The organism is Xanthomonas hortorum pv. cynarae (genome assembly GCF_002939985.1).
Taxonomy (GTDB): domain Bacteria; phylum Pseudomonadota; class Gammaproteobacteria; order Xanthomonadales; family Xanthomonadaceae; genus Xanthomonas; species Xanthomonas hortorum_D.
Genome location: NZ_MDFM01000001.1, coordinates 65,504 through 88,834, shown reverse-complemented (window position 1 = coordinate 88,834; position 23,331 = coordinate 65,504). Strand labels below are relative to the sequence as shown.

Annotated in this window: 22 protein-coding genes; 13 read left to right on the top strand and 9 right to left on the bottom strand. The window is 66.0% G+C overall.

Going from position 1 to position 23,331, the window contains the following annotated elements; translation table 11 throughout:
• The first annotated feature begins 143 nt into the window (after positions 1–143).
• Positions 144–629 carry an asparaginase domain-containing protein gene (locus XcyCFBP4188_RS00430; protein ID WP_006451623.1) on the top strand — a complete coding sequence of 162 codons (486 nt, stop codon included), beginning with the start codon at positions 144–146 and terminating at the stop codon, positions 627–629.
• Between the two features lie 4 nt (positions 630–633).
• Positions 634–1,107 (top strand): Cys-tRNA(Pro) deacylase, encoded by a 474-nt coding sequence (gene ybaK / locus XcyCFBP4188_RS00425; protein ID WP_006451622.1) that lies wholly within the window; start codon positions 634–636, stop codon positions 1,105–1,107.
• A 209-nt stretch (positions 1,108–1,316) separates the two neighbouring features.
• On the opposite strand, the gene XcyCFBP4188_RS00420 is transcribed toward ybaK, so the two are convergent.
• The 5 genes from XcyCFBP4188_RS00420 to sufT form a co-directional block, all read right to left on the bottom strand.
• Positions 1,317–3,014, bottom strand: a complete 1,698-nt coding sequence (locus XcyCFBP4188_RS00420) for a S8 family peptidase (RefSeq protein ID WP_104591476.1) — start codon at positions 3,012–3,014, stop codon at positions 1,317–1,319.
• Between the two features lie 340 nt (positions 3,015–3,354).
• Entirely contained in the window at positions 3,355–4,764 is a 1,410-nt protein-coding gene (locus XcyCFBP4188_RS00415; protein ID WP_074056753.1) for a S8 family peptidase, read from the bottom strand.
• Positions 4,765–5,020: 256 nt separating this feature from the next.
• Positions 5,021–6,763 carry a S8 family peptidase gene (locus XcyCFBP4188_RS00410; RefSeq protein WP_104591475.1) on the bottom strand — a complete coding sequence of 581 codons (1,743 nt, stop codon included), beginning with the start codon at positions 6,761–6,763 and terminating at the stop codon, positions 5,021–5,023.
• A gap of 308 nt (positions 6,764–7,071) precedes the next feature.
• Positions 7,072–8,157 (bottom strand): branched-chain amino acid aminotransferase, encoded by a 1,086-nt coding sequence (locus XcyCFBP4188_RS00405; protein WP_043909876.1) that lies wholly within the window; start codon positions 8,155–8,157, stop codon positions 7,072–7,074.
• A 64-nt stretch (positions 8,158–8,221) separates the two neighbouring features.
• Entirely contained in the window at positions 8,222–8,776 is a 555-nt protein-coding gene (gene sufT / locus XcyCFBP4188_RS00400; RefSeq protein ID WP_006451756.1) for a putative Fe-S cluster assembly protein SufT, read from the bottom strand.
• Positions 8,777–8,971: 195 nt separating this feature from the next.
• Here sufT and XcyCFBP4188_RS00395 point away from each other — a divergent pair, with 195 nt between their 5' ends.
• The 4 genes from XcyCFBP4188_RS00395 to XcyCFBP4188_RS00380 all read left to right on the top strand — a co-directional run bounded on the left by XcyCFBP4188_RS00395 (position 8,972) and on the right by XcyCFBP4188_RS00380 (position 11,041).
• A complete protein-coding gene (locus XcyCFBP4188_RS00395; protein WP_074056750.1) occupies positions 8,972–9,391 on the top strand; it encodes a hypothetical protein in 420 nt (139 codons plus the stop codon).
• A 245-nt stretch (positions 9,392–9,636) separates the two neighbouring features.
• On the top strand, positions 9,637–10,200 hold the full coding sequence (locus XcyCFBP4188_RS00390; RefSeq protein WP_074058743.1) for an RNA polymerase sigma factor: 564 nt from the start codon (positions 9,637–9,639) through the stop codon (positions 10,198–10,200).
• Entirely contained in the window at positions 10,197–10,541 is a 345-nt protein-coding gene (locus XcyCFBP4188_RS00385) for a hypothetical protein (protein WP_104591474.1), read from the top strand. The genes XcyCFBP4188_RS00390 and XcyCFBP4188_RS00385 overlap by 4 nt, the downstream gene beginning before the upstream one ends.
• A gap of 5 nt (positions 10,542–10,546) precedes the next feature.
• Complete coding sequence (locus tag XcyCFBP4188_RS00380) at positions 10,547–11,041, top strand: DUF3106 domain-containing protein (protein WP_104591473.1); 495 nt, start codon at positions 10,547–10,549, stop codon at positions 11,039–11,041.
• A gap of 126 nt (positions 11,042–11,167) precedes the next feature.
• On the opposite strand, the gene XcyCFBP4188_RS00375 is transcribed toward XcyCFBP4188_RS00380, so the two are convergent.
• Positions 11,168–11,767, bottom strand: coding sequence for a TetR/AcrR family transcriptional regulator (locus XcyCFBP4188_RS00375; protein WP_104591472.1), 600 nt, complete (start codon positions 11,765–11,767; stop codon positions 11,168–11,170).
• Between the two features lie 131 nt (positions 11,768–11,898).
• Between XcyCFBP4188_RS00375 and XcyCFBP4188_RS00370 the strand changes: the two genes are divergently transcribed.
• A complete protein-coding gene (locus XcyCFBP4188_RS00370) occupies positions 11,899–12,765 on the top strand; it encodes an alpha/beta hydrolase (RefSeq protein WP_104591471.1) in 867 nt (288 codons plus the stop codon).
• 186 nt (positions 12,766–12,951) lie between these two features.
• Here XcyCFBP4188_RS00370 and XcyCFBP4188_RS00365 read toward each other — a convergent pair whose 3' ends face one another.
• Positions 12,952–15,315 (bottom strand): DUF1631 domain-containing protein, encoded by a 2,364-nt coding sequence (locus XcyCFBP4188_RS00365; protein ID WP_043909883.1) that lies wholly within the window; start codon positions 15,313–15,315, stop codon positions 12,952–12,954.
• Between the two features lie 361 nt (positions 15,316–15,676).
• Here XcyCFBP4188_RS00365 and XcyCFBP4188_RS00360 point away from each other — a divergent pair, with 361 nt between their 5' ends.
• From XcyCFBP4188_RS00360 to XcyCFBP4188_RS00350, 4 genes are read left to right on the top strand one after another with little or no spacing between them, the layout of a single operon-like run.
• Positions 15,677–16,252 carry a nitroreductase family protein gene (locus XcyCFBP4188_RS00360; protein ID WP_104591470.1) on the top strand — a complete coding sequence of 192 codons (576 nt, stop codon included), beginning with the start codon at positions 15,677–15,679 and terminating at the stop codon, positions 16,250–16,252.
• Positions 16,240–17,235 carry a 5'-3' exonuclease gene (locus tag XcyCFBP4188_RS00355; protein ID WP_180334212.1) on the top strand — a complete coding sequence of 332 codons (996 nt, stop codon included), beginning with the start codon at positions 16,240–16,242 and terminating at the stop codon, positions 17,233–17,235. The genes XcyCFBP4188_RS00360 and XcyCFBP4188_RS00355 overlap by 13 nt, the downstream gene beginning before the upstream one ends.
• Positions 17,232–17,783: an NUDIX hydrolase gene (locus tag XcyCFBP4188_RS22415; protein WP_006451767.1), complete on the top strand. Its 552-nt coding sequence runs from the start codon at positions 17,232–17,234 to the stop codon at positions 17,781–17,783. Before XcyCFBP4188_RS00355 ends, XcyCFBP4188_RS22415 begins: the two co-directional genes overlap by 4 nt.
• Entirely contained in the window at positions 17,776–18,573 is a 798-nt protein-coding gene (locus XcyCFBP4188_RS00350) for an N-formylglutamate amidohydrolase (RefSeq protein WP_006451768.1), read from the top strand. The genes XcyCFBP4188_RS22415 and XcyCFBP4188_RS00350 overlap by 8 nt, the downstream gene beginning before the upstream one ends.
• A 147-nt stretch (positions 18,574–18,720) precedes the next feature.
• Here the strand turns inward: XcyCFBP4188_RS00350 and pip are convergent, their stop codons facing one another.
• Together pip and prmC are read right to left on the bottom strand one after the other, a co-directional pair.
• Positions 18,721–19,662: a prolyl aminopeptidase gene (gene pip, locus XcyCFBP4188_RS00345; protein WP_006451399.1), complete on the bottom strand. Its 942-nt coding sequence runs from the start codon at positions 19,660–19,662 to the stop codon at positions 18,721–18,723.
• 236 nt (positions 19,663–19,898) lie between these two features.
• Positions 19,899–20,750, bottom strand: coding sequence for a peptide chain release factor N(5)-glutamine methyltransferase (prmC, locus tag XcyCFBP4188_RS00340; RefSeq protein WP_043909491.1), 852 nt, complete (start codon positions 20,748–20,750; stop codon positions 19,899–19,901).
• A 201-nt stretch (positions 20,751–20,951) separates the two neighbouring features.
• Between prmC and ahpC the strand changes: the two genes are divergently transcribed.
• Together ahpC and ahpF are read left to right on the top strand one after the other, a co-directional pair.
• Complete coding sequence (gene ahpC / locus XcyCFBP4188_RS00335) at positions 20,952–21,515, top strand: alkyl hydroperoxide reductase subunit C (protein WP_006451401.1); 564 nt, start codon at positions 20,952–20,954, stop codon at positions 21,513–21,515.
• A 218-nt stretch (positions 21,516–21,733) separates the two neighbouring features.
• Complete coding sequence (gene ahpF, locus XcyCFBP4188_RS00330; RefSeq protein WP_006451402.1) at positions 21,734–23,326, top strand: alkyl hydroperoxide reductase subunit F; 1,593 nt, start codon at positions 21,734–21,736, stop codon at positions 23,324–23,326.
• Positions 23,327–23,331: the final 5 nt, after the last annotated feature.

Sequence of the window (23,331 nt, the reverse complement as noted above, 5' to 3'; positions counted from 1 at the left end):
CAGCGCGCGCGCCGGGGTCGTATCATGGCGACCCTCGCGCGTTTTATACCGCGCCGATGCTGCGTCGCCCGCCTGCTTCATCGCAGCATGGGACGTCTCGTTTGCATCTCACACTGCATCACCCGCTTTAAGGATTCCCAGCAATGGAAGACCTCCTGATCGTCACCACCGGTGGCACGATCGACAAGATCTACTTCGACGACAAATCGGACTACCAGATCGGCGACCCGCAGATCGGCCAGATCCTCAAGGAACTGGGCGTGACCTTCCGCTTTTCGGTGATCCCGATCATCCGCAAGGATTCGCTGCACATCAACGCTGCCGACCGCGAGCTGGTGCGCGCCACCATTGCCGCCCAGCCGACGCGCCATGTGCTGATCACCCACGGAACCGATTCGATGGTGGAAACCGGCAAGGTGCTGCAATCGATCGCCGACAAGACCATCGTGATGACCGGCGCGCTCAACCCGGCGCGCTTCCGCGGCTCGGATGCCGAATTCAATATCGGCTGCGCAGTCGGCGCGGTGCAGTCGCTGCCGGCCGGCGTGTATATCGCCATGAACGGGCGGATCTGGAACCCGGAAAAAGTGCGCAAGAACGTCGCCGCCAACCGCTTCGAGTCGCTCTGAAGCGATGAGCAAGGCGACCCGCGCGACCGCAGCATTGGACGCAGCCGGCGTGGCCTATGTGCTGCATCCCTACGCGTACCAGGCCGATGCCGACGCGAAGGGATTGCAAGCGGCCAACGCGCTGGGGCTGGCGCCGCATACGGTGCTGAAAACGCTGATGGCCTGGGTCGACGACCAGGCCGTGTGCGTGGTGATCCCATGCGATCGCCGGGTGTCGTTGAAGAAATTGGCCAGCGCATACGGCGGCAAGTCGGCGCGCATGATGGAGGTGGCCGATGCGCAGCGTCGCACCGGTTACAAGGTCGGCGGCATCAGCCCGCTCGGGCAACAACGCCCGGCGCCTGTGCTGATCGAAGCCACCGCGCTGGATGCACCGTCGCTGTGGATCAACGCCGGGCAACGCGGTTTATTGCTGGAATTGCCGGGCGACCAGCTGTTGCACGCACTGGCTGGGCGCGCCTGCCTGCTGTGCGAGTGAGCGCATACACCACGATGCCGCGCGCACCGGTCGGTGCGCGCGGCCGACACTGAAAACCCAGGGCCTACCGTGTGCATCGCAGTCGACCACTGCGACCACTACGACCTCTGACCGACGTCGCAGCGCACGTCCACGTGCACTGACCAGTGCTCGCGATCCAGAAATCTCGGCATCAGCCCGGTGCGGCAACACCACCGCACCGGGATCGCTCAATACGCTGCAGTGACGCTGACCGCAGAAAAGCCCAGCGTCGCCTTCAAGCGCACGTAATAGATGCCCGCCGCGGGCGCGGCCAGCGTGCAGCTGTCGCCATTGCCCGGCAGCATGCTGCGGCAGCTGTAGGCCGCATCGGTGGGCGGCGCGCCCGCCCGCACGGAGAGGTCGGCATTGCCGCTGCCACCGGCAAGCGTCACTTTGAGCGAGCGCGTGCCGGCTGGCACGTTGACCTGGTAATACAACGAATCCGAGAGCGCCGCGCTCAGCCCGGTGCGTGCCACATTCCTGGTCAAGGTGGTCGAATCGATCACCGCCGTCACCGCGCCATCGGCATTCACCAGCCCTGCCCCGCAGCCCTGGGTGCAGGCGACCGGCAGTGGCCGTGCGCTGCTCTTGAGCAGGGCCTTCACCGTTGCCGGGGTCAGCGGATTCAGTGCCACCGACTGCATCAACGCCACCACGCCTGCCACATGCGGCGCCGCCATCGAGGTGCCGCTGTATACCGCGTACGCCGCGTTGCCGGGTACCGTGGTGCCGGTATTGAGCGTGGACACGATCGATTGCCCGGGCGCGGCGATATCCACGCCCTTACCGAAGTTGGAGAAGCTGGCCTTGGCGCCGGACGAGGTGGTGGCCGCCACCGCGATCACGTTCGGGCAGTTGGCCGGTACGCTGGTGGAGACATCCATATTGCTGTTGCCGGCGGCCACCACCACCGCGCTGCCGCGCGTCACCGCAGCGGTGATGGCATTGCTCAACGTCGTCGAGCACGTGCCGGAGCCGCCCAGCGACAGATTGATCACCGTGGCCGGGTTCGGATTGTTCGGCACGCCGTTCACCTTGCCGCCCGACGCCCACACGATCGCATCGGCGATATCGGACATGTAGCCGCCGCATCGCCCCAGCACGCGCAGCGGCAGGATCTTGGCATTGAAGGCAGTGCCGACAACGCCCACCGCGTTGTTGCCCACCGCCGCCACGATGCCCGCCACATGCGTGCCATGCCAGCTGGAATTGGAGGCCGACGCGCCGGGCCCGCATTCGTTGGCCGCCGCCCAGTCGCCCTGGTCGGCGGCAGTTGCATCGCGCGCATTGCCATCGCGCGCGATTGCAGGGTCGATAATGAAGTCGTAACCGGGCAACACGTTGGCCGCGAGGTCCGGATGGTTGGTGATGCCGGTGTCGATCACCGCCACCACGATGCCCTTGCCGGCGGAACGGTCCCAGGCCGGGCGCACGTTGAGGCTGGCGGCGGTCGCGCCCATCGCCCACTGCTGCGGTACGCCCGGGTCGTTGGGCACCAGCAACGGTCGCATCAGGATGTCTACTTCCACGCGTTTAACGGCCGGGTCGGCGGCAAGGCGCCGCATCAGGCTTTCCGAATCCACGCGGTCCAGCTTGCGGTCGGCCACCAGCAGCATCGGGCCGGTACTGAGCCGGCGCGTGGCCGACAGACCTAGCGCACGTCCGCGCGCTTCCGGCACGGCGCGCGCGATGTCGCGCCAGGGCGCCGACAGGCCGGTCGCCCGGCTGCTGCCGACGCGGTCCTTGTAGCTGACGATGAAGCGCTGATGGGTGCTGCTGGAGCTCAATCCTTGCAGATTGACCTCGCCAGCGGCGGCATGAAACGTGCATGACAATGCGCAGACGAACGCCGCGCGGCGCAGTGCGCCAACTGAGTGATACGACATGAATCCATCCCTCCCCAAAGATCTGGCAACCCGGATGGCAACGCGCTAACGCCACTGCAATGCGCCCTGCCCCATGCGTGGGCATGCATACCGCCATGCCTCACGTGGGGTGGCTATCGGCGTGCCGCACGCGGCACTGAAGCGGCCAACCTGCACTGGCGAGCGCTTCGTTCAGCCATTGCCGTCGGCGCTGCCTCGCAGCCGGGCAATCGCCGATGCCCGAACGCACACTGCCCCGCCGAAGCGGGGCAGTGCAGGTTTCAAAACACCGACGGTGCAGTCGGGGCAGACCCGACGTGATGCCGGCAACAGCACCGGCATCGGCGTCGTCAGCGCAGCCTTACGGGGTCTGGCTAACCGCGCCAGCCGCGTTGACGATGCCCGCACCGCAGCCGCCCGAGCAGGCGCCCGGCAGCGGACGCGCGGTGTTCTTCAGCAAGGTCTCCACCGCCGCCGGGGTCAACGGACGGGTCGCTGCCGACTGCACCAGCGCCACCACGCCAGCCACATGCGGGGCCGCCATCGAGGTGCCGTTGTAGGAGGCGTAGCTGGCACTGCCGGGCGTGGTGGTACCGCTGTTGAGCGTGGACAGGATCGCCGAGCCCGGGCCGGAGATGTCGATGGTGGTGCCGAAGTTGGAGAAGCTGGAACGTGCGCCAGCCGAGGTGATGGACGCCACCGAGATCACGTTGGCGCAGCTGGCCGGGGTGAAGTTGGCCACGTTGGCGTTGCTGTTGCCGGCCGCCACCACCACGGTGGTGCCGCGCGAGACCGCACCGTTGATGGCGTTCTGGTAGGTGCTCGAACACGTGCCGTTGCCGCCCAGCGACATGTTGATCACCTCAGCCGGATTGGCATTGGCCGGAACGCCCGAAACAGTGCCGCCGGAAGCCCAGACGATCGCATCGGCGATATCGGAGGTGGTGCCGCCACACAGGCCCAGCGCACGGATCGGCACGATGCGCGCGTTGAACGCGGTGCCGGCCACGCCGGTGCTGTTGTTGGTCACTGCAGCGATGGTGCCGGCCACGTGGGTGCCGTGCCAGCTGGAATTGGCGGCCGCCACGCCGGTCCCGCACTGGTTGGCAGCGCGCCAGTCGCCCTGGTCGGCGGCATTGTTGTCACGGCCGTTGTTGTCGCGCGCACGCGCCGCATCGCTGATGAAGTCGTAGCCCGGCAATACGTTCGCGTTGAGATCCGGATGGCTGGTGATGCCGGTGTCGATCACTGCGACCACCACGCCGGTACCGGTGGCGGTGTCCCAGGCCGGACGCACGTTGATGCTCGATGCGGTGGTGCCGAAGCCCCATTGCTCGGATAGACGCGTGTCGTTCGGGGTCAGCGTCGGGTACATGATCTGGTCGACTTCCACGTACTCCACGCCCGGGTCGGCAGCGATCCGGCGCATCAGCGTCTCGGCTTCGGCGCGATCCAGGCCACGGGTGGTCTTGAGCACTTCTGAACCCAGCGCGGTGCGACGCACATGGTTCAGGCCCAGCGTACGACCGGCGCGTGCTGGCACCGCACTGGCAACGGAATTGAGCGATGCGCGCATCGAGGTCGGGCTCACCGACGCACTGCTGCCATCCCGGTATTTGACGATGAAACGGTCCAGCGTGGGCTGCGAATCCAGCCCGGACAGATTCACCTGACCGGCGAACGCCGGCACGGCCAGCAGCGAGGTCAGCGCAGAAACACCCAGGACCACCAGCGCGCGCGCAGGCGCACGACGTTGCGACACATTGGACATCGATCGTTCCTTAATTATGAGAGGTGCCGCAGCTGCGGCGAGATGGCCAGACCCTCACCGCGCACTGCGGATCGGGTCGGGAATTGCACGGGCGCGTACACCCGCTGAGACGATTGGCCGATGTCCATTCCGGCCGAGCGGCAACACATCCCCTGCGCCTGCCGATATGGCAGACGTGGGCGATAGATCGCTGATGGGGTGACGCGGCTACGGGGCGGCACTGCCTGACAACGGCCAGGCAGTGCCGACGCGGGCCTCAGTAACTGGCTCTCAGGGTCACACCGGAGAACGTGCTGTAAGCCTTGACGCGCACGTAGTAGGTGCCCGAGGGCGCGCTGATGGTGCAGGTTTCGGCATTGCCACTGCGGTACGGCCGGCAGGTGTAGCTGCTGTCGGTCGGTGCACTGCCGGCACGCACGTACAGGTCCGCATCGCCGCTGCCGCCGCTGATCGCCACGGTCAGCGTGCCGCTGCCGGCCGGAACCGCGATGGTGTAGTTGAGCTCCGCACCGGTGGAAGCGCCCAAGCCGGTGACCGGCGTGCCATTGGTCAGGGTGTTGCCGGTTCCGCCACCGCCACCACTGCTGCCGTTGATGGCCGCAACCACCGCAGCATCGGCGTTGACGATGCCGGCACCGCAACCGCCCGAACAGGCACCAGGCAGCGCACGTGCAGTGTTCTTCAGCAAGGTCTCCACCGCCGCAGGCGTCAACGCGGTCGGCGCAACCGACTGCACCAGCGCAACCACACCGGCGACATGCGGCGCCGCCATCGAGGTGCCGTTGTAGGACGCGTAGCTGGCACTGCCCGGGGTGGTGGTACCGCTATTGAGCGTGGACAGAATGCCCGAACCCGGCGCGGACACATCGATCCCGGTGCCAAAGTTGGAATAGCTGGCCTTGGCGCCGGCCGAGGTCGTGGCCGCCACTGCAACCACGTTGGCGCAGTTGGCCGGCAACGAGCCGGAGACGTTGGCCGAATCGTTGCCGGCAGCCACTACCACGGTGGTGCCGCGCGAGACCGCACCATTGATCGCGTTCTGCAGGGTGGACGAACAGGCGCCGCCGCCGCCCAGCGACATGTTGATGACTTCGGCCGGATTGGCGTTGGCCGGAATGCCGCTGACCGTGCCGCCCGAGGCCCAGACGATACCGTCGGAGATATCAGACAACGAGCCGCCGCACTTGCCCAGCACCCGCACCGGCACAACCTTGGCGTTGTAGGCGGTACCGGCCACGCCGGTGCTGTTGTTGGTCACCGCAGCCACCGTGCCGGCCACATGGGTGCCATGCCAGCTGGAATTGGAGGCCGGAATGCCGGTGCCGCACTCGTTGGCGGCATACCAGTCGCCTTCGTCGGCCGGGTTGCTGTCGCGGCCATTGCCGTCACGCGCAGCGGTCGCGTCGCTGACGAAGTCGTAGCCGGGCAGAATGTTGGCGTTGAGATCGGCATGGGTGGTGATGCCGGTATCGATCACTGCCACCACTACGCCGGTGCCGGTGGCCTTGTCCCAGGCCGGGCGGATGTTGAGGCCGGCGTTGGTGGTGCCGAAGCCCCACTGCTCGGACAGGCGGGTGTCGTTCGGGGTCAGCGTGGCATGCAGGATCTGATCGACTTCCACGCTCTGTACGTTGGGGTCGGCGGCCAGCTGGCGCATCAGGGTTTCTGCTTCCTGACGGTCCAGTGCGCGGGTGGATTGGACCAGCTCCGGTCCCAGCGCCAGGCGGCGCACCGAGTTCAAGCCCAGTGCCTTGCCGGCCTTGGCCGGAACCGCGCGTGCAGCGTCTCGCAGCGAAGTGCTCAATGCGGTTGGGCTGGCCAGCGCGTTGCTGCCGTCCTTGTAAGTCACGATGAATTTCTGATGCGTCTGCGCGGTGGCCAGGCCGTCTAAGTAAACCTCGCCTGCAAAGGCCGGCGTTGCCAGCAGCAGCGAGGTGAGTGCCGACACACCCAGGATGCGGAGCGCATGGTGACGCAGACGAAACGTCTCGTTGATCATTGAATTCCCTTCCAGTCAAGAGAACCGCCGAAGCGGTGTTTCCGGAAACGCCGCCTTGGGCGAAGATCCGGAGTCCCGGATCGCCCCTGTTATCGATCCGTTCAGCGAACCTATACCAACTAAACCGGACTGGACAATACGCAGTTGGTAATTTTAGAAAAAAAATTACGTTTCTGTGACATCAATCACAGGTAATTCATGCTGAATTCGACCCGATTCCTGTCGAAATCCTCCTTTTTGTTGTCTCGCAAACAAAAAAGGCCCCCGCACTGACATGCGGGGACCCTTTTTTGACGAAATGTGTCGGCTTACGACAAACGCACCAACCACCCATGGCGGTCCGGGACACGCCCGTACTGGATATCGGTGAGTTCCTGGCGCAGCGACATGGTCACCTCGCCGGCCGGCGCGGACAGATCGCCGACCGCAAAGTCATCGCCCTTCAGCTCGCCAATCGGGGTGACCACGGCCGCGGTGCCGCAGGCGAACACCTCGGTGATCTCGCCCGACGCTACGCCCTGCTTCCATTCGTCGATGGCGACCTTGCGCTCGATCACCTGCATGCCGCGGTCGCGGGCCAGTTGCAGGATGCTGTCGCGGGTGATGCCTTCCAGAATGCTGCCGGACAATTCCGGCGTCACCAACGTGCCGTCCTTGTAGACCAGGAACACGTTCATGCCACCCAGTTCTTCGATGTATTTGCCTTCCACCGGGTCCAGGAACAGCACCTGCGAGCAGCCCTGCGCATAGGCTTTCTGCTGCGGCAGCAGCGAGGCGGCGTAGTTGCCGCCGCACTTGGCCGCACCGGTGCCGCCCTTGGCCGCACGCGCGTATTCGGTGGACAACCAGATCGACACCGGCGCAACGCCCTTGGCGAAGTACGGGCCGGCGGGACTTGCGATGACGTAGTACGAGGCCTTGTGCGCGGCACGCACGCCCAGGAACGCCTCATCGGCGATCATGAACGGGCGGAAATACAGGCTGGTTTCCGGGGCTGACGGCACCCAGCTGGCATCCACCGCCACCAGCTGGCGCAGCGATTCGACAAACAGGTCGACCGGCAGTTCCGGCAGCGCCAGCCGGCGCGCCGAGCGCTGCAGGCGTTCGCCATTGGACTGCGGGCGGAAGGTCCAGATCGAGCCGTCGGCATGCCGGTAGGCCTTGATGCCTTCGAAGATTTCCTGGCCGTAATGCAGCACCGAGGCGGCCGGATCCAGCTGCAGCGGGCCATACGCGCGCACCTGCGCGTCGTGCCAACCGAGCTCGTTGGTCCAGGAAATGGCGACCATATGGTCGGTGAAGTGCAGCCCGAAACCGGGCGCGGCCAGGATCACGGACAGCTCGTCGGCACTGCGTGGCGACGGGGAACGGGTGGAAGCGAAGGACACGGACACCGGAAGTTTCCTGTATGGCGGGCGAAAGGACGCGGCGCCACCTCTTCGACATGGCGCCTGACGATCAGAGCATGCCGGTCTCGAGACGGGCCGCTTCGGACATCATATGCCGGCCCCACGGCGGGTCGAAGACCAGCTCGACATCGGCCTCGGCGATGGTCGGAATCATCTCGACCTTGCTGCGCACGTCGTCGACCAGGATCTCGCCCATGCCGCAACCGGGCGCGGTGAGGGTCATCTTGACGTCGACCCGGCGCTGATCGTCTTCTTCGCGATGGCTGATCACCGCCTCGTAGACCAGGCCCAGATCGACGATATTGAACGGAATTTCCGGGTCGAAGCAGGTGCGCAGCTGCTGCCACACCAGCGCTTCCACCTCTTCATCGCTGGCGTTGGCGGGCAGTTCCAGCCCCGGCGGGGCCTCCTTGCCGATCGCATCGCCATCCTTGCCGGCAATGCGGAACAGATTGCCTTCGACAAAGACGGTATAGCTGCCGCCCAGCGCCTGGGTGATATAGCCATAACTGCCTGCGGGCAGAGTCACCGAATCGCCCTGCGGCACCATGACGGCATCGCAATCGCGTTCGAACTGGACGGGTTCGCTGCTACGGGAATACATGGGCTGGATATGGGGCCGCGGCGGATGCGCGCAAGTCGGCCATTCTAGCCGACCACGGCGATGCCGCTGCCGGTCGTGCCGCCGACGCTGCATTCCATCTGAAACACAGTCACCTGCAGCCACCGTGGCTCACACCGGCAGTGCAGCGCAAAACGCGCCACGCGCTCTATCATGTGCGCACTGTCAGGAGCTCCAATGCCGCCCACCACCGCGTCCGCCAGAACCGCCCACTGGCTCTGGCCCCCGCTCCTGCTGCTGGGATGCGTCACCGCCCTCATCGCCTGGATGCTCATCGCCCTTGCGCTTGGTCATCAGGCCGGCTGGATGGCGCTGCTGGTCGCGCTGGAAGTGGCCTGGATGCTGCGCCTGGGCACGTTGCGCGCCGGCAGTGTGCGCATCGGCGTCACCTTGGTGGCCACGGTCCTGGTGATCGTCGGTGCCAACTGGGGCATTGCGTCCGCACAGCTTGGCGGCTCGCTGGGACTGGACCCGTGGACCTCAGCACAGAAGATGGGCGCCGGCCTGGCCTGGACCTTGTTGCAGCTGGCCAATAGCGGTTTCGACCTGGCCTGTTATCTCGCGGCGCTGGTGCTTGGCTGGTGGGCAGCGCGCTGAGCAGCTGAGATCAGCGGGTCTTGACTGCCGGATCGACGGCAGCGCTCGCCAGCGGCGACGAGGTGGCCGATCTCCGCCCGTGCCGCCACGGCCGGTGAAAGACAGCACACAGTTGATCGCCTCTTCGCATCGTCTGGTGCATGGCGTGCGCACGGCCGCCCATCCGCGCGGCGACAGCGCGCAGGCGTGTCAACCGAATCCACCCTCGCCCGTTGACGTTGTACCGTCTCCGCGGAAGCTACGCTGTGCTGGTGGGAACCCCTTTCGATCCGCAGCTCTCTCCACCGGCCGTCACTGCGCCCGTGTCGCTGGACGCCTTTCTGGCCGGCATCGGTCCGCGTGCGTTCCGTTTTGCCGAGGCCGGCCTGCGTCACCGCGAAGACGCGCTGGATGCGGTGCAGGACGCCATGGTGAAGCTGCTCGGTTACCGCGAGCGCCCGGCCGCCGAATGGACGCCGCTGTTCTGGAGCATCCTGCGTAGCCGCATCATCGACCTGCAGCGGCGGCGTACCTTCCGCCTGAAATTCTGGGCGCCGGCCGAACGTTCCGACGACGAAGGCACCATCGACTGGGCCGACCCCGGCACCGGTCCAGTCGACCAACAGCAACACCAACAGGCCTACCAGCGCCTGGTCGAGGCCCTGCGCAGCCTGCCGGCGCGCCAGCGCGAAGCGTTCACGCTGCGCGTGTTGGAAGAGCTGGACGTGGCCACCACCGCCAAGGCGATGGGCTGCTCCGAAGGCTCGGTCAAAACCCACCTGTCGCGTGCGCGCGACGCGTTGCAAAAACAGTTCGAGGATTTCCTGTGAACCGCTCCCACGATCCGGCCCGGTTCGACGCGCAGCTGCGTCAACTGCACACCGCCGCGCTCACCAGCCTGCCGCCGCAGACGCTGGCACGCCTGCGCCAGGCACGTCACGCAACTGCGCCCTCGCGCAACCATCGCGGTTACTGGTTATTGGCGACCGCGTGTTCGGGGTTGCTGGCGATCGGCATCGGCCTGCAACTGCGGCCGGGCGAATCGGCACCCTCAGACACCGCCGCGACCCAGGCGATCGCCACCACCACCACCGATACCGACGACATGCTGACCCAGAACCCGGACCTGTACGTCTGGCTCGGGTCCGACACCGCCTTGGCCATGGAATAAGCACGATGACCCGCACCACCCTCCTGCTATTGACCCTGCTGCTGTGCGCCGGGCCCTGCGCGTCGCTGTTGGCCCAGGCACCTCCGCCGGGCCCGCCGGGGCCGCCACCCTCCTCCGATGGCCCCGGCCCGCGGGGTCCGGGACCGCGCGAGGCGGAGACGCCCATGCCCGAGTGGGAAAAACTGACCCAACAGCAGCGCCAGGTGCTGATCGATGCGCTGCGCGAACGCTGGAACGAGGCGCCCGAAGAGCGCCCGCGCATGTATCGCCACGCACGCCGCTGGCTGGACATGACCCCCGAACAGCGCAAGCAGGCCAAGGCCGGCATGGACCGCTTCCGCAACATGAGTCCCGAGCAGCGCCGCGAAGCCAAGGCCTTGTTCGAACGCATGCGCACGCTCAACCAGCAAGAACGCAACGCGCTGCAGCAACGCTGGCAGAAGATGAGCCCGGCCGAACGCAGCGCCTGGCTGCGCGAGCATCCGCCGGTAGACGATTGAGCGACAGCTGACGATTGAGCGATATCGCAGGCGATCCCGCGTGCCGTCGTGTGGGCTGATTCACGTATCAGGCAGCAAAGCGGATCGACGACGCGATCCGGGCATGACAGCGCCCATCGTGCGCAATCAGGGCATCAGCACCGCTTGCAGCAGCGGGGCCAGCACCTGTTCGGGCGCAAATGCGAGCAGCCCGGCGTGCTTGCGATCGATCGCCAGCAAGGCATACCCATGCACCGTGCTCCAGGCCAGCAGCGTGCGTTGCTCCAGCACCTCGGCACTCGGGGCGCTGCCGTGCCGCGCGATCCACTGCATCCGCAGCGTCTCGCGCAGGCAGGCCATCGCCGCTTCACTGGCATACAACAGTCTGGGCAAGCTGCGCGAGCGCAGATCCAGCCCCAGCATCAGCCGGAAGTGCTGCGGAAACGCGCTGGCGAAGCGGATATAGCCCAGCCCGCATCCCAATAGCGGATCGGCCAGTTCCTGCTGGGTCGCGAGAATCTGATCGAGCATGCGCTCGTAGCCATCGGCGGCCAGTTCCGACAGCAGCCCGTCGAGCGAGCCGAAATGATGCGCCGGCGCGGCATGCGAGACACCGGCGCGGCGCGCGCACTCGCGCAAGGTCAACCCGCGCGCACCGGCCTCGCCCAACAGTTCCCACCCTGCGCGCCGCAACGCAGCCGGCAGATCGCCATGGTGATACGCAGCAGGCACGGATGATTGCGACATGGGCAACTTCGTTTGCAGAGACCTCAGTGGAGCAGATCATCTTGACGCTGACAAGATGGACTGGGCAGACTCATCCACATCTTGTCGACGACAAGATCCAATACGACGTCGCCCACTCCAAGGATCTCGCCATGTCTTCGTCCATCGCCAAATTGCGTGCGCGCCTGCTGCGCGGCGTGCTGGCCAGCGCCAGTCGACTGGCCCCCGGCCCGACCGGTCGCTTTCTGGCTCGCCGCTTCGTGACCCCGGCAGCGGCCGGCCGCCGGCAGGCCGCCGGACTCGCCGCCCAGTTGCCCGATGCGCATCGCCAGCGCCTGCACATCGATGGCGTCGACATTGCCGTTTACCGGTGGGGCGACCCGGCGCAGCAGCCGTATGTGCTGCTGTCGCATGGCTGGGCCAGTTACGGGCTGCGCTTTGCGGCATGGGTGCCGCAGCTGCGGGCGCTCGGCTATGCGGTGGTGGCGTTCGATCAGGCCGCACATGGCTTGAGCGGCGGCAGGATCAGCAACATGCCGCATTTCGTGCGGATTTTGCGCGACATCGGCGGCCGCCACGGACGCCCGGCCGCCTTGATCGGCCATTCCCTGGGCGCGGCAGCAGCAGTCTTTGCCGACGCCCCCGCGTGGCGGCCGGCACGCTATGTCCTGATCGCCCCGCTGCTGGCACCGGCACAGAGTGCGCAGCGCCAGTTCCGCGCATTCGGCATCGCACCCGGCGCGTTCGCACCGTTTGAAAACTGGTTGCATCAGCTGACCGGGAAGCGCTTCGCCGATTTCGACGCAACGCCGCGCCTGCCGCACTTCGGTGACCGCCCGGCGCTGATCATTCACGACCGCCGCGACCGCGAAACCCCCTGGGAAGAAGGCGCACGTTTTGCGGCGCTCTGGCCGGGCGCGCAACTGGTCAGTACCGAAGGACTGGGCCACAACCGCATGGTCGACCATGCTTCGGTGATCGATCAGGCGTTGCAGTTCATCGGCCCGGCATCGCCCTGATCCAGACCGCAAGGGCACGCACATTGCGAGCGTGCCGGCCTGTTTGAATTGGCTGAACCACCTAGCGATCGGTCGCCAGGTGGATGCGGATGGAACGCTTGGAACCGCCGCGTACCGGTGGCCTTGCCGCATCGCTTAAAGGCCGCGCACGCCTGGCGGCGCGCGCAGGTGCCTTGATCGCAGCCCTCAGTGCACGGTGCCGTTATGCAGCGGATCCAGGCGATCGATCACGCCCTGCATCGCGCTGTCGAAGGCGCCGTCGTTGATGTGTTCGCGCAGGCGACCCAGCCGCACCATCACCGCCAGTTCTTCCGGCGAGGCGACGCAAAAACGCACGCCGCGGCGGTTGACGAACAGCAGGCGTTGCGAGATCGGACTCACCCAGGACAGCTTGCCGGCCTGCACCTTGCCGTCCTTGTCGACAAAGTCCAGCCAGGTGCCGATATCCATCGCGCGAAAACGCGTGGCGTCGGCGCTGTCGATGCTCTGCGCCACCGCTTCGGCGCCCAGCACCACATTGATGCTTTCGGCGGCCGGCGGCGGCAGGTTGACCTGCGGCAAGTCGGGCAGCGACTTTTCCAGTTCAGGGCGCGCTTCGGCAATCGCCTGCAAGGTGTCGTGCAGCGCACTGATCGCCACCACCACCGCATCGCCATGCAGGCCGATGCTGGCGAACACGCGATACAGCGCCGGCTGCCAGACCTGCAGCCACGGCTTGCCGACGATATGGCGACGCGCCTCGGCCAGTTCTTCCAGCACGCCATCGGCCAGCGCCAGCGCTTCGACGGTGCCGGGACCCTCGTCGCCGTCGCGCAGGATCGCCATGGTCAGATGATGCAGCCAGGGCTGGCGCAGGAAATCTTCCACCGCCTTGGGCAATGGCGCGCCGGCGAGCACGCGTTGCTCCAGTTCGAACAACGCGCGGCTGCGTGCCAGTTCGAGTTTCTCCTGGCCACGCTGGGTTTCGGTGGCACGACGCTCGGCGATCTCCACCCGGCGCCGGTGCTGCGACAGGAAGTCGCGGAATTCTTCTTCCAGGGTCTGAAAGATCGCCAGGTTCTCGTTGAATTCGGCGACCAGGCGGTCGACGATTTCCTCGACCTTGCCCATCAGCACGCGTTCGGCCGCGCTGTCGCCGGTATTGCCTTCGCAGGCCTCGGCCAGCGAGTTGAGCAGGCGCCGCGCGGGATGGGTCTTCTGCACGAACATCTTGCGATCCAGCAGCGCGACCTTGACGAACGGCACCACCAGCCGGCCGATCATCTCGCGCGAGCGATTTTCCAGATCGCGCTCGTCCAGCATCACATCGAACAGCATGCCGACCAGATCGATCGCATCTTCGTCCATCGGGTCGAGTTTTGCGGTGGCCGGATCCACGCCCAGCCGGGTGGCGCTGGACAGCACTTCGTTCTTCAATCGCTGCGCCAGCGATTCGTTGTCATCGCCCATGGAAGCGCCCAACGTCCCGCTCGGCGTGGCCTGCAGCAGCGACAGCACCGACATCATTTCGCGCTGGCTCAGGGGGCGTTGCTGGCCCACCGCCACCGTTGCCGCAGACGCGGCGCTGTCGCGCACGCTACGGGTCTGCTGCAGCAGTTCGTGCAGCGCTTCGAGCAGCATGCCCTGGCTACCGCCGGGATGATCGCCATCGCCGTCCATCCCACCTGCGTTGCCGCCGCCATCGGTATGACCGCGCTGGGTGGCAGCCTGCATGCGGCCGCGGCTATGCGCCCAGCGATCCAGAAAACGGTTGGCCCAGGCCGGTGCGTATTGGTCGTTCTGATCGTCGCCGCCCATCTCGGCAGCCGCGCCCTGCCCCTGGCCATCGGGCCGCGCGCGCTCTTCGGGCGTGTCGCTGCGCGGCTGCGCGCGGGGCGGCTGACGCTTGGGTGGCGACATTTCCGGCATGACGCCGGCCTTGAGCAGGGTTTCGTCCAGGCGCGCGTACAACTTGCCGATCGGCTCGGCCAGGTCGCGCTCGCAGAGCTTGATCAGCACCAGGCGCACTTCCGGCGCCAGGTCGCAGATGGCGAAGGCTTCGTGGATGGCCACGCCCAGGTGTTCCGGGCCGATCGGGTTGGTATCGGCCACTAGTTCCAGGCCGCCGGCGATCCAGCCCAGGCGGCGGTCCACCCGCGCCAGGACCTGTTTGAAGTCGCGCAGCAGCACGGTGGCCAGATTGCGCACTGCCAACCGCGATTCCAGCACATGTTCGGGCACCAGGCTCAGCGGGCCGGTGCCGATTTCGCCAGCCAGCACCACTTCGGCCGACAGCGGCATGCCCAGTACCAGCGCCTGCCAGCCGTCTTCCAGCTGTTGGCGGAAGCGGTCGGCCACGTCGTCGCGTTTGCGACGCAGCTCGCGCATGCCGTCGAGAAACAGCAACTGCGAGGTGCCCGCAGATTCGGCGCGATCGAACAGCACATCGTCGAAATGTGCGACTGCAGCGGCAAATACCTGCGCAATCGCCGGCACGAACGCGGCATGCGCCTGTTCAAGCAAGCGTTGGTCACGGCCCGGGTGTCCCGACGGACTGGGCTGAAAAGTCATGCGCAAAGGCTCCCCGCCCCTGCAGGCGTGAAAATATTCAAACAAGAAAAAACGGACGCGGCCCCAAATTCCGCTATTGCATGGTAGGCGTTTCGCTCATCCATTAAATGTGATGAATCTCTCACTTTATTCGTGACCGCCCGTGGTTTGCGTGTCAAGTGAACATCGTAGCTTGCAGCGCCGCTGTGGCGCTTGCCAAGCCCTTTATACGCTGGCGAGGGTTAAGCCTTGCGCTTGGCAGGCCCGCCCACGCCGTCGGCCCTGGCCCGGCTGCACCTGCGGGTGCCTGGCCAGGCACGATGCGGCGGGCGTTGGGAAGGGCCCGTCTATAATTGCCGTTTCGCTGCCTCGATCCGGAACTATGCACGCACCGTATTCGCTCCAGGCGCTGGACGCGCGCCGTTCGGTCCCCTCCAAACAGCTCGGCGAGCCCGGGCCGGATGAGGACACCCTGCTGCGCATGCTCACCTCGGCGGTGCGCGTGCCCGATCACGGCAAGCTGGTGCCGTTCCGCTTTCTGCGCATCAGCGGGGACGCGCGCCAGGCACTGGGCGATTTCCTGGCCGAACGCACCCAGGCCGCCGACCCGCTGGCATCGGCTGCGGCGATCGCGAAAGAACGCGGGCGCTTCAACGATGCGCCATTGGCGATCGTAGTGATCGCTTCGCTGCGCCCTGAGCACAAGGTGCCCGAACAGGAACAATTGCTGACCGCCGGCTGCGTGTGCTTTGCACTGCTACAGGCGGCGCAGGCGCACGGTTTCGGCGCGCAATGGCTGAGCGCGTGGATGGCCTACGACCCGGCGGTGACCGCCTATCTGGGCCTGGAGGAAAACAAGCGGATCGCTGGCTTCATCCACATCGGCACGCCACGCATGCAGGTCCCCGAACGCGAGCGCCCGGATCCGCGTGCGTTGCTGCGCGACTGGACGCCGTGACCACGCACACCACCTCGATCGACGGCGCTCCGCCCACCAGCGCGCGCCCGACCCCGCTGTACCTGGTCGATGCCAGCCTGTACGTGTTCCGCGCCTGGCATTCCATCCCGGACGAATTCCAGGATGCGCAGGGCTGGCCGACCAATGCGGTGCATGGCTTTGCGCGCTTCCTGCTCGACCTGCTCGAACGCGAAGACCCCGCGCACATCACCATCGCCTTCGACGAAGCGCTGGACAGCTGTTTTCGCCACGCCCTGTACCCCGCTTACAAGGGCAATCGCACCCCGGCACCGGACGCGCTGCGGCGCCAGTTCGCGCATTGCAAGGCGCTGTGCGCGGCATTGGGGCTGAGCGTGCTGGCCCACCGCGATTACGAAGCCGACGATCTGATCGGCAGCGCCTTGCACAGCGCGCGTGCGCAGGGCTTGCGCGGGGTGATCGTCTCGGCCGACAAGGATCTGTCGCAGCTGTTGGTCGAACACGACGAACAATGGGATTACGCACGCAATCAACGCTGGGACATGCACGGCGTCAAGGCCCGCTATGGCGTGCATGCGCACCAGATCGCCGATTATCTGGCGCTGTGCGGCGATGCCATCGACAACATTCCGGGTGTGACCGGCATCGGCGCCAAGTCCGCCGCAATATTGCTGGCGCATTTCGGCAGCCTGGATGCCTTGCTGGAGCGCGTGGACGAACTCCCATTTTTGCGCCTGCGTGGCGCCGCACAGATGGCGGTGCGGCTGCGCGAACAACGCGAACATGCCTTGCTGTGGCGCCAGCTCAGCACCATTGCGCTCAATGCGCCGTTGGCGCTGACCGCAACAGGTTTCACACGTGCGCAGGCCGACGCGGACATGCTGACCGGATTGTGCGAGAGCCTGCGTTTTGGCCCGCTCACCCGGCGTCGGCTGCTGGCCGCGTGCACCGGCGCACCCGCAGCGCTTCCCACCGTTTCCCTGGAACAAGGTCTGCACCCATGAACCGACACGACACCCCGCCCACCGTGGTCTACGAAGGCAAGTACCAGCGCATGGTCGTGCGCGGCACCTGGGAATATTCCGAGCGCGTGCATGCCGGCGGCCTGGCCGCGATCATCGTGGCGGTGACGCCCGACGATGCGATGCTGTTCGTCGAACAATTCCGCGTGCCGCTGCAGGCACGCACCATCGAAATGCCTGCGGGCCTGGTCGGCGATGTGCATGCCGATGAATCGATCGAGCTGTCGGCAATTCGCGAACTGGAAGAAGAAACCGGCTGGACCGCCGAGCACGCCGAAGTGCTGATGATCGGCCCGACCTCGGCCGGCGCCAGCAGCGAGAAGATCGCCTTCGTGCGCGCCACCGGCCTGCGCAAGGTCGGCGAAGGCGGCGGCGATGCCAGCGAAGACATCACCGTGCATGAAATCCCGCGTGCACAGGTCGGCGCCTGGCTGGTGCAGAAGATGGCCGAGGGTTATCAGATGGATCCCAAGTTGTGGGCCGGGCTGTACCTGGTCGACCACGCACTGGACGGCACCCCGCGTGGTTGAAGCGACGACTGAAGTCACCCCTGCCCGCTTGCTGGGCGCCGACGATCCCGCAACGTTCACTGTGTTCAACGCGCACGCGGCATCGCCGTGGTTGCTGATCGCCGATCACGCCGGTCAGCGCGTGCCGGCGCGGCTGGCCAACCTGGGTTTGCCGCAGCATGCGCTGGACCGCCATATCGGCTGGGATATCGGCATTGCCGAAGTCACCCGTTTGTTGGCCGATGCGCTGGATGCGTTCGCCATTGCCCAGACTTATTCGCGGCTGGTGATCGACTGCAATCGTCCGCATGGTTCGGCCACGCTGATGCCCGAGGTGAGCGACGGCACATCGATTCCCGGCAATCTCGGGTTGACGGCAACTGATCGGCAACAACGCATCGATGAAATCTTCGCGCCGTATCACGCGCGTATCGCTACAGAACTCGATGCACGCCAGGCGCGCCATCAGCCGACACTGCTGCTCTCGATGCACAGCTTCACCCCGGCCATGGCCGGCAACGCGCGGCCCTGGCATGCGGGCGTGCTGTACCACCGCGACACGCGGCTGGCACATCGCCTGTTGCAGGCCTTGCGCGAGGAGCCGGATCTGGTGGTCGGCGACAACCAGCCCTACGCGATCAGCGACACCAGCGACTACGCGATTCCGGTCTACGGCGAAGGCCGCGGCCTGCTGCATGTGGAGCTGGAACTGCGCCAGGATTTGATCGCCGATGCAGCTGGGCAACACGCTTGGGCACAGCGATTGGCACGCATCCTGCCGCCACTGGCGCAGGCATTGCTGCCGCACTGAAACACGCCGACAGGGCAATCCCTGTAGGAGCGTGCCTGCGCGCGACGAGGCGTTATCGGTGACGCCTCATCGCGCGCAGGCACGCTCCTACGCGGGTCGCGAACTTACTGCGTCCGAGCATGCCCCGGCTGCGATTGATCTACTCGCTCAGGCGAACCCATCAGTCGCACGCACCAGGGCATCGACGTTTTCCGGCTCGAAGCCCGAATGGCCGGATGCCGGGCTGACCTGCAGTGTCGACTTCGGCCACACCTTGTGCAGATCCCATGCGCTTTGCAGCGGGCACACCACGTCGTAGCGGCCGTGCACGATCACGCCGGGGATGTCGGCGATACGGTGCGCGTCGCGCAGCAGCTGATCTTCGACCTCGAAGAAACCGCCATTGACGAAGTAATGATTTTCGATGCGCGCGAACGCCAGTGCGAAGTGCGCGTCCTCATGCCCGGTGACGAAATCCTCGTCCACATGCAGGAAGCTGGTGGCGCCTTCCCACACGCTCCACGCCTTGGCTGCGGCCAGGCGCGTGGCTTCGTCATCGCTGGTGAGGCGGCGATGAAAGGCAGACATCAGATCGGCGCGTTCCACCGGCGGAATCGCGTTGATGTAATGCTCCCAGGCATCCGGAAACAGCCGGCTGGCACCTTGCTGATAGAACCATTCCAGCTCGAAACGACGCAGCAGGAAGATGCCGCGCAGCACCAGCTCGGTGACCTGCTGCGGGTGGGTCTGCGCGTAGGCCAGCGCCAGCGTCGAGCCCCAACTGCCGCCGAACACCTGCCAGCGCGCGATGCCCAGGTGTTCGCGCAAGCGCTCGATATCGGCGACCAGATCCCAGGTGGTGTTGTCGACCAGATCGGCATGCGGGGTCGAGCGGCCGGCGCCGCGCTGATCGAACAGCACGATGCGGTACTTGGCCGGGTCGTGGAAGCGCCGCATCTTGGTGTTGCAACCGCCGCCGGGGCCGCCGTGCAGCATCACCACCGGCTTGCCCTGCGGGTTGCCGCACTGCTCGAAATACAGCGTGTGGCGGTCGTCGACCTGGAGGGTGCCGTGGTCGTACGGCGTGATCTCGGGATAGAGCATGCGCATGCGTCGGTCCTGCGGGAAACCGCTAGTGTATCGGCACCCGGTCTGCACACGCGGGCGCCCTATGCGATCGAGCCAGGGCGGGCGCACGGCGAAGCGCGAGGGCTTGAAGCGATGGAGCAAGGCTCCTGCACGCAGCGCCGGACGGGCGCGGTCGGTGCCCGGAATCGGCATGTCCTGTTTCAGCTCTGAGCGCGTCGTCCACCCTCCACCTAGCGACCGCTCCGTGGCCCGCCGCGCTAGCTCGCAGCGGGCGACCAGCGCCCCAACGTCACCCGATCACGCTGCTCCAGATCCTGATGCGTCGCCACCGCTTCGAAACCGCGCGCGCGCAGCAGGTCGGCCACCGCCGTGCCCTGGTCCCAGCCGTGTTCGAGCAGCAGCCATCCGCCCGGCAACAGATGCATGGGCGCATCGGCGACGATCAGCCGGATGTCGTCCAGGCCATCGGGGCCGGAGGCGAGCGCGCTGGCCGGCTCGTGGCGTAGATCGCCTTCCCTCAGATGCGGATCGTGCGCTGCGATATACGGCGGGTTGCTGGCGATCAGATCGAAGCGCTCGCCCGCCAGCGGTGCAAACCAGTAACCCAGCCGGCATTCGACATTGCGTAGCTGATGGCGGCTGGCGTTTTGCTGGGCGACAGCAAGCGCTGCGGCACTGGCATCGGTGGCGATCACCTGGGCGTGTGGCCGCTCACTGGCGATGGCCAGCGCGATCGCGCCGCTCCCGGTGCCCAGATCGGCGGCGCAGCGGCCTTGCATGTTGTCGAAGCGCTCAAGGGCGAGCTCGACCAGCGCCTCGGTATCGGCGCGCGGGATCAAGGTAGCAGTCGAGACCGCCAGATCCAGCGTCCAGAATCCACGCGTGCCAGTCAGATACGCGACCGGTTCGCCGGCCTGACGCCGCTGCACCAGCGCCTCGAACGCCTGCGCGACAGCATCCGCAACCGGATCGCGGCCATGCGCAAACAACCAGGCGCGGTCGCGCCCCAGCGCATGCAGCAGCAACGGTTCGGCATCGCTGCGCTCGATCCGCTCGGCTGCCCGCCGCAGCAGCTGGTCGGCAGCAAGGCCGGCTGGGTCGTCGCTCATACGGATCATTCACTCCTGCGAAACATCGGCTGACCATTATCGGAGATGGAATGGCCCCTGCAGCGGCAGAGACAGCCTGCAAATTCGATAGCCCCAGCCTATCTATGCAATCCCATTAATCGATTTGAGAAATCTATCGATCCTGCCTACCATGGCGGCTGTTCCATCCCCCGCCCCCCTTTCATCGCTCGAGGAAACTCAATGTCTCTCATCAACACCCAGGTCAAGCCGTTCAAGGCGAATGCGTACCACAACGGCAATTTCATCGAAGTCACCGAAGCCAGCCTGAAGGGCAAGTGGTCGGTGCTGATCTTCATGCCGGCCGCCTTCACCTTCAATTGCCCGACCGAAGTGGAAGACGCCGCCGACAACTATCCTGCGTTCCAGAAGGCCGGCGCCGAGGTGTACATCGTCACCACCGACACGCACTTCTCGCACAAGGTGTGGCACGAGACCTCGCCGGCCGTCGGCAAGTCGCAGTTCCCGCTGATCGGCGACCCGACCCACCAACTGACCCGCGCCTTCGGCGTGCATATCGAAGAAGAAGGCCTGGCCCTGCGCGGCACCTTCATCATCAATCCGGAAGGCGTGATCAAGACGCTGGAAATCCACGACAACTCGATCGCCCGCGACGTCACCGAGACGCTGCGCAAGCTGACCGCTGCCCAGTTCGTCGCCAACAACCCTGGCCAGGTCTGCCCGGCCAAGTGGAAGGAAGGCGCCAAGACCCTGGCTCCGTCGCTGGACCTGGTCGGCAAGATCTAAGTCGACGCATCCCTTCGGCCTGTCGCCAGGCCGGAGGGACATCTCCGGCCCAGCGATGGGCCGGGGGTGAACCGGAGCCGGTGCCGGGCTGCCCGCCAGCCATCGCCAGCACGCATTCCCGAGCATTGCGCCGGCTGCGGTTCATCCCCTCCTCCCCGGCGACCTGCCTCATCGCAGCGACGCCACGCCCTCCCCTTGCCCAGTCCCAGGAGTTTTCCATGTTGGATGCCAACCTCAAGACCCAGCTGACCGCCTACCTGGAACGGGTCACGCGGCCGATTCAGATCAATGCCTCGATCGACGAGAGCGCCGGCTCGCGCGAGATGCTCGACCTGCTCGAAGACCTGGTGCTGCTGTCGGACAAGATCAGCCTGGACATCCACCGCGACGACAACCAACGCAAGCCGTCGTTCGCGTTGACCACGCCCGGCCAGGACATCTCGCTGCGCTTCGCCGGCCTGCCGATGGGCCACGAGTTCACCTCGCTGGTGCTGGCGCTGCTGCAGGTCGGCGGCCACCCCTCCAAGGCCACCGCCGAGCTGATCGAGCAGGTGCAGCATCTGGATGGCGACTACCAGTTCGAAACCTATTTCTCGCTGTCGTGCCAGAACTGCCCGGACGTGGTGCAGGCGCTGAATCTTGCCGCCGTGCTCAACCCGCGCATCAAGCACGTTGCCATCGACGGCTCGCTGTTTCAGGAAGAAGTCGAAACCCGCCAGATCATGTCGGTGCCCACCGTCTACTTGAACGGCGAATTGTTCGACCAGGGCCGCATGACGCTGGAGCAGATCGTCGCCAAGCTCGACACCAACGCTGCAAAGCGCGACGCGGTCAAGATTGCGGCCAAGGACGCCTTCGACGTGCTGGTGATCGGCGGTGGCCCGGCCGGTTCGGCAGCGGCGGTGTATGCCGCACGCAAGGGCATCCGCACCGGCGTGGCCGCCGAGCGTTTCGGTGGCCAGGTGCTGGACACCATGTCGATCGAAAACTTCATCTCGGTGCCGGAAACCGAAGGCCCGAAAATGGCAGCCGCGCTCGAGCAGCACGTGCGCCAGTACGATGTGGACATCATGAATCTGCAGCGTGCCGAGCAGGTGATTCCGGCCGGTGCCGATGGCCTGATCGAGATCAAGCTCGCCAATAGCGCCTCGCTCAAGAGCAAGACCGTGATCCTGTCCACCGGCGCACGCTGGAGGCAGATGAACGTGCCGGGCGAAGATCAGTACAAGAACAAGGGCGTGGCCTATTGCCCGCATTGCGATGGCCCGCTGTTCAAGGGCAAGCGCGTGGCGGTGATCGGTGGCGGCAATTCGGGCGTTGAGGCCGCGATCGATCTGGCCGGCATCGTTGCGCATGTCACGCTGGTGGAATACGACGACAAGCTGCGCGCCGACGAGGTGCTGCAACGCAAGCTGCGCAGCCTGCACAACGTGCGCATCATCACCAGCGCGCAGACCACCGAAGTGCTGGGCGATGGCCAGAAGGTCACCGGCCTGGTCTACAAGGACCGCACCGGCGGCGACATCCAGCATGTCGATCTGGAAGGCGTGTTCGTGCAGATCGGCCTGCTGCCCAATACCGAATTCCTCAAGGGCTCGGTGGCGTTGTCGCCGCGCGGCGAGATCATCGTCGACGACCGTGGCCAGACCAACATCCCCGGTGTGTTCGCCGCAGGCGACGCCACCACGGTGCCGTACAAGCAGATCGTGATCGCGATGGGCGAAGGTTCCAAGGCTGCACTGAGCGCGTTCGATTACCTGATCCGCTCCAGTGCACCGGTCAGCGCCGAGGTTGTGGCTGAGGCCGCATAACCGCC

Bases quoted from the DNA above. Each gene is read 5' to 3' on its own strand.
- XcyCFBP4188_RS00430 (WP_006451623.1), top strand. From the start codon at position 144: ATGGAAGACCTCCTGATCGTCACCACCGGTGGCACGATCGACAAGATC.
- ybaK (WP_006451622.1), top strand. From the start codon at position 634: ATGAGCAAGGCGACCCGCGCGACCGCAGCATTGGACGCAGCCGGCGTG.
- XcyCFBP4188_RS00420 (WP_104591476.1), bottom strand. From the start codon at position 3,014: ATGTCGTATCACTCAGTTGGCGCACTGCGCCGCGCGGCGTTCGTCTGC.
- XcyCFBP4188_RS00415 (WP_074056753.1), bottom strand. From the start codon at position 4,764: ATGTCCAATGTGTCGCAACGTCGTGCGCCTGCGCGCGCGCTGGTGGTC.
- XcyCFBP4188_RS00410 (WP_104591475.1), bottom strand. From the start codon at position 6,763: ATGATCAACGAGACGTTTCGTCTGCGTCACCATGCGCTCCGCATCCTG.
- sufT (WP_006451756.1), bottom strand. From the start codon at position 8,776: ATGTATTCCCGTAGCAGCGAACCCGTCCAGTTCGAACGCGATTGCGAT.
- XcyCFBP4188_RS00395 (WP_074056750.1), top strand. From the start codon at position 8,972: ATGCCGCCCACCACCGCGTCCGCCAGAACCGCCCACTGGCTCTGGCCC.
- XcyCFBP4188_RS00380 (WP_104591473.1), top strand. From the start codon at position 10,547: ATGACCCGCACCACCCTCCTGCTATTGACCCTGCTGCTGTGCGCCGGG.
- XcyCFBP4188_RS00375 (WP_104591472.1), bottom strand. From the start codon at position 11,767: ATGTCGCAATCATCCGTGCCTGCTGCGTATCACCATGGCGATCTGCCG.
- XcyCFBP4188_RS00370 (WP_104591471.1), top strand. From the start codon at position 11,899: ATGTCTTCGTCCATCGCCAAATTGCGTGCGCGCCTGCTGCGCGGCGTG.
- XcyCFBP4188_RS00365 (WP_043909883.1), bottom strand. From the start codon at position 15,315: ATGACTTTTCAGCCCAGTCCGTCGGGACACCCGGGCCGTGACCAACGC.
- XcyCFBP4188_RS00360 (WP_104591470.1), top strand. From the start codon at position 15,677: ATGCACGCACCGTATTCGCTCCAGGCGCTGGACGCGCGCCGTTCGGTC.
- XcyCFBP4188_RS22415 (WP_006451767.1), top strand. From the start codon at position 17,232: ATGAACCGACACGACACCCCGCCCACCGTGGTCTACGAAGGCAAGTAC.
- pip (WP_006451399.1), bottom strand. From the start codon at position 19,662: ATGCGCATGCTCTATCCCGAGATCACGCCGTACGACCACGGCACCCTC.
- prmC (WP_043909491.1), bottom strand. From the start codon at position 20,750: ATGAGCGACGACCCAGCCGGCCTTGCTGCCGACCAGCTGCTGCGGCGG.
- ahpC (WP_006451401.1), top strand. From the start codon at position 20,952: ATGTCTCTCATCAACACCCAGGTCAAGCCGTTCAAGGCGAATGCGTAC.
- ahpF (WP_006451402.1), top strand. From the start codon at position 21,734: ATGTTGGATGCCAACCTCAAGACCCAGCTGACCGCCTACCTGGAACGG.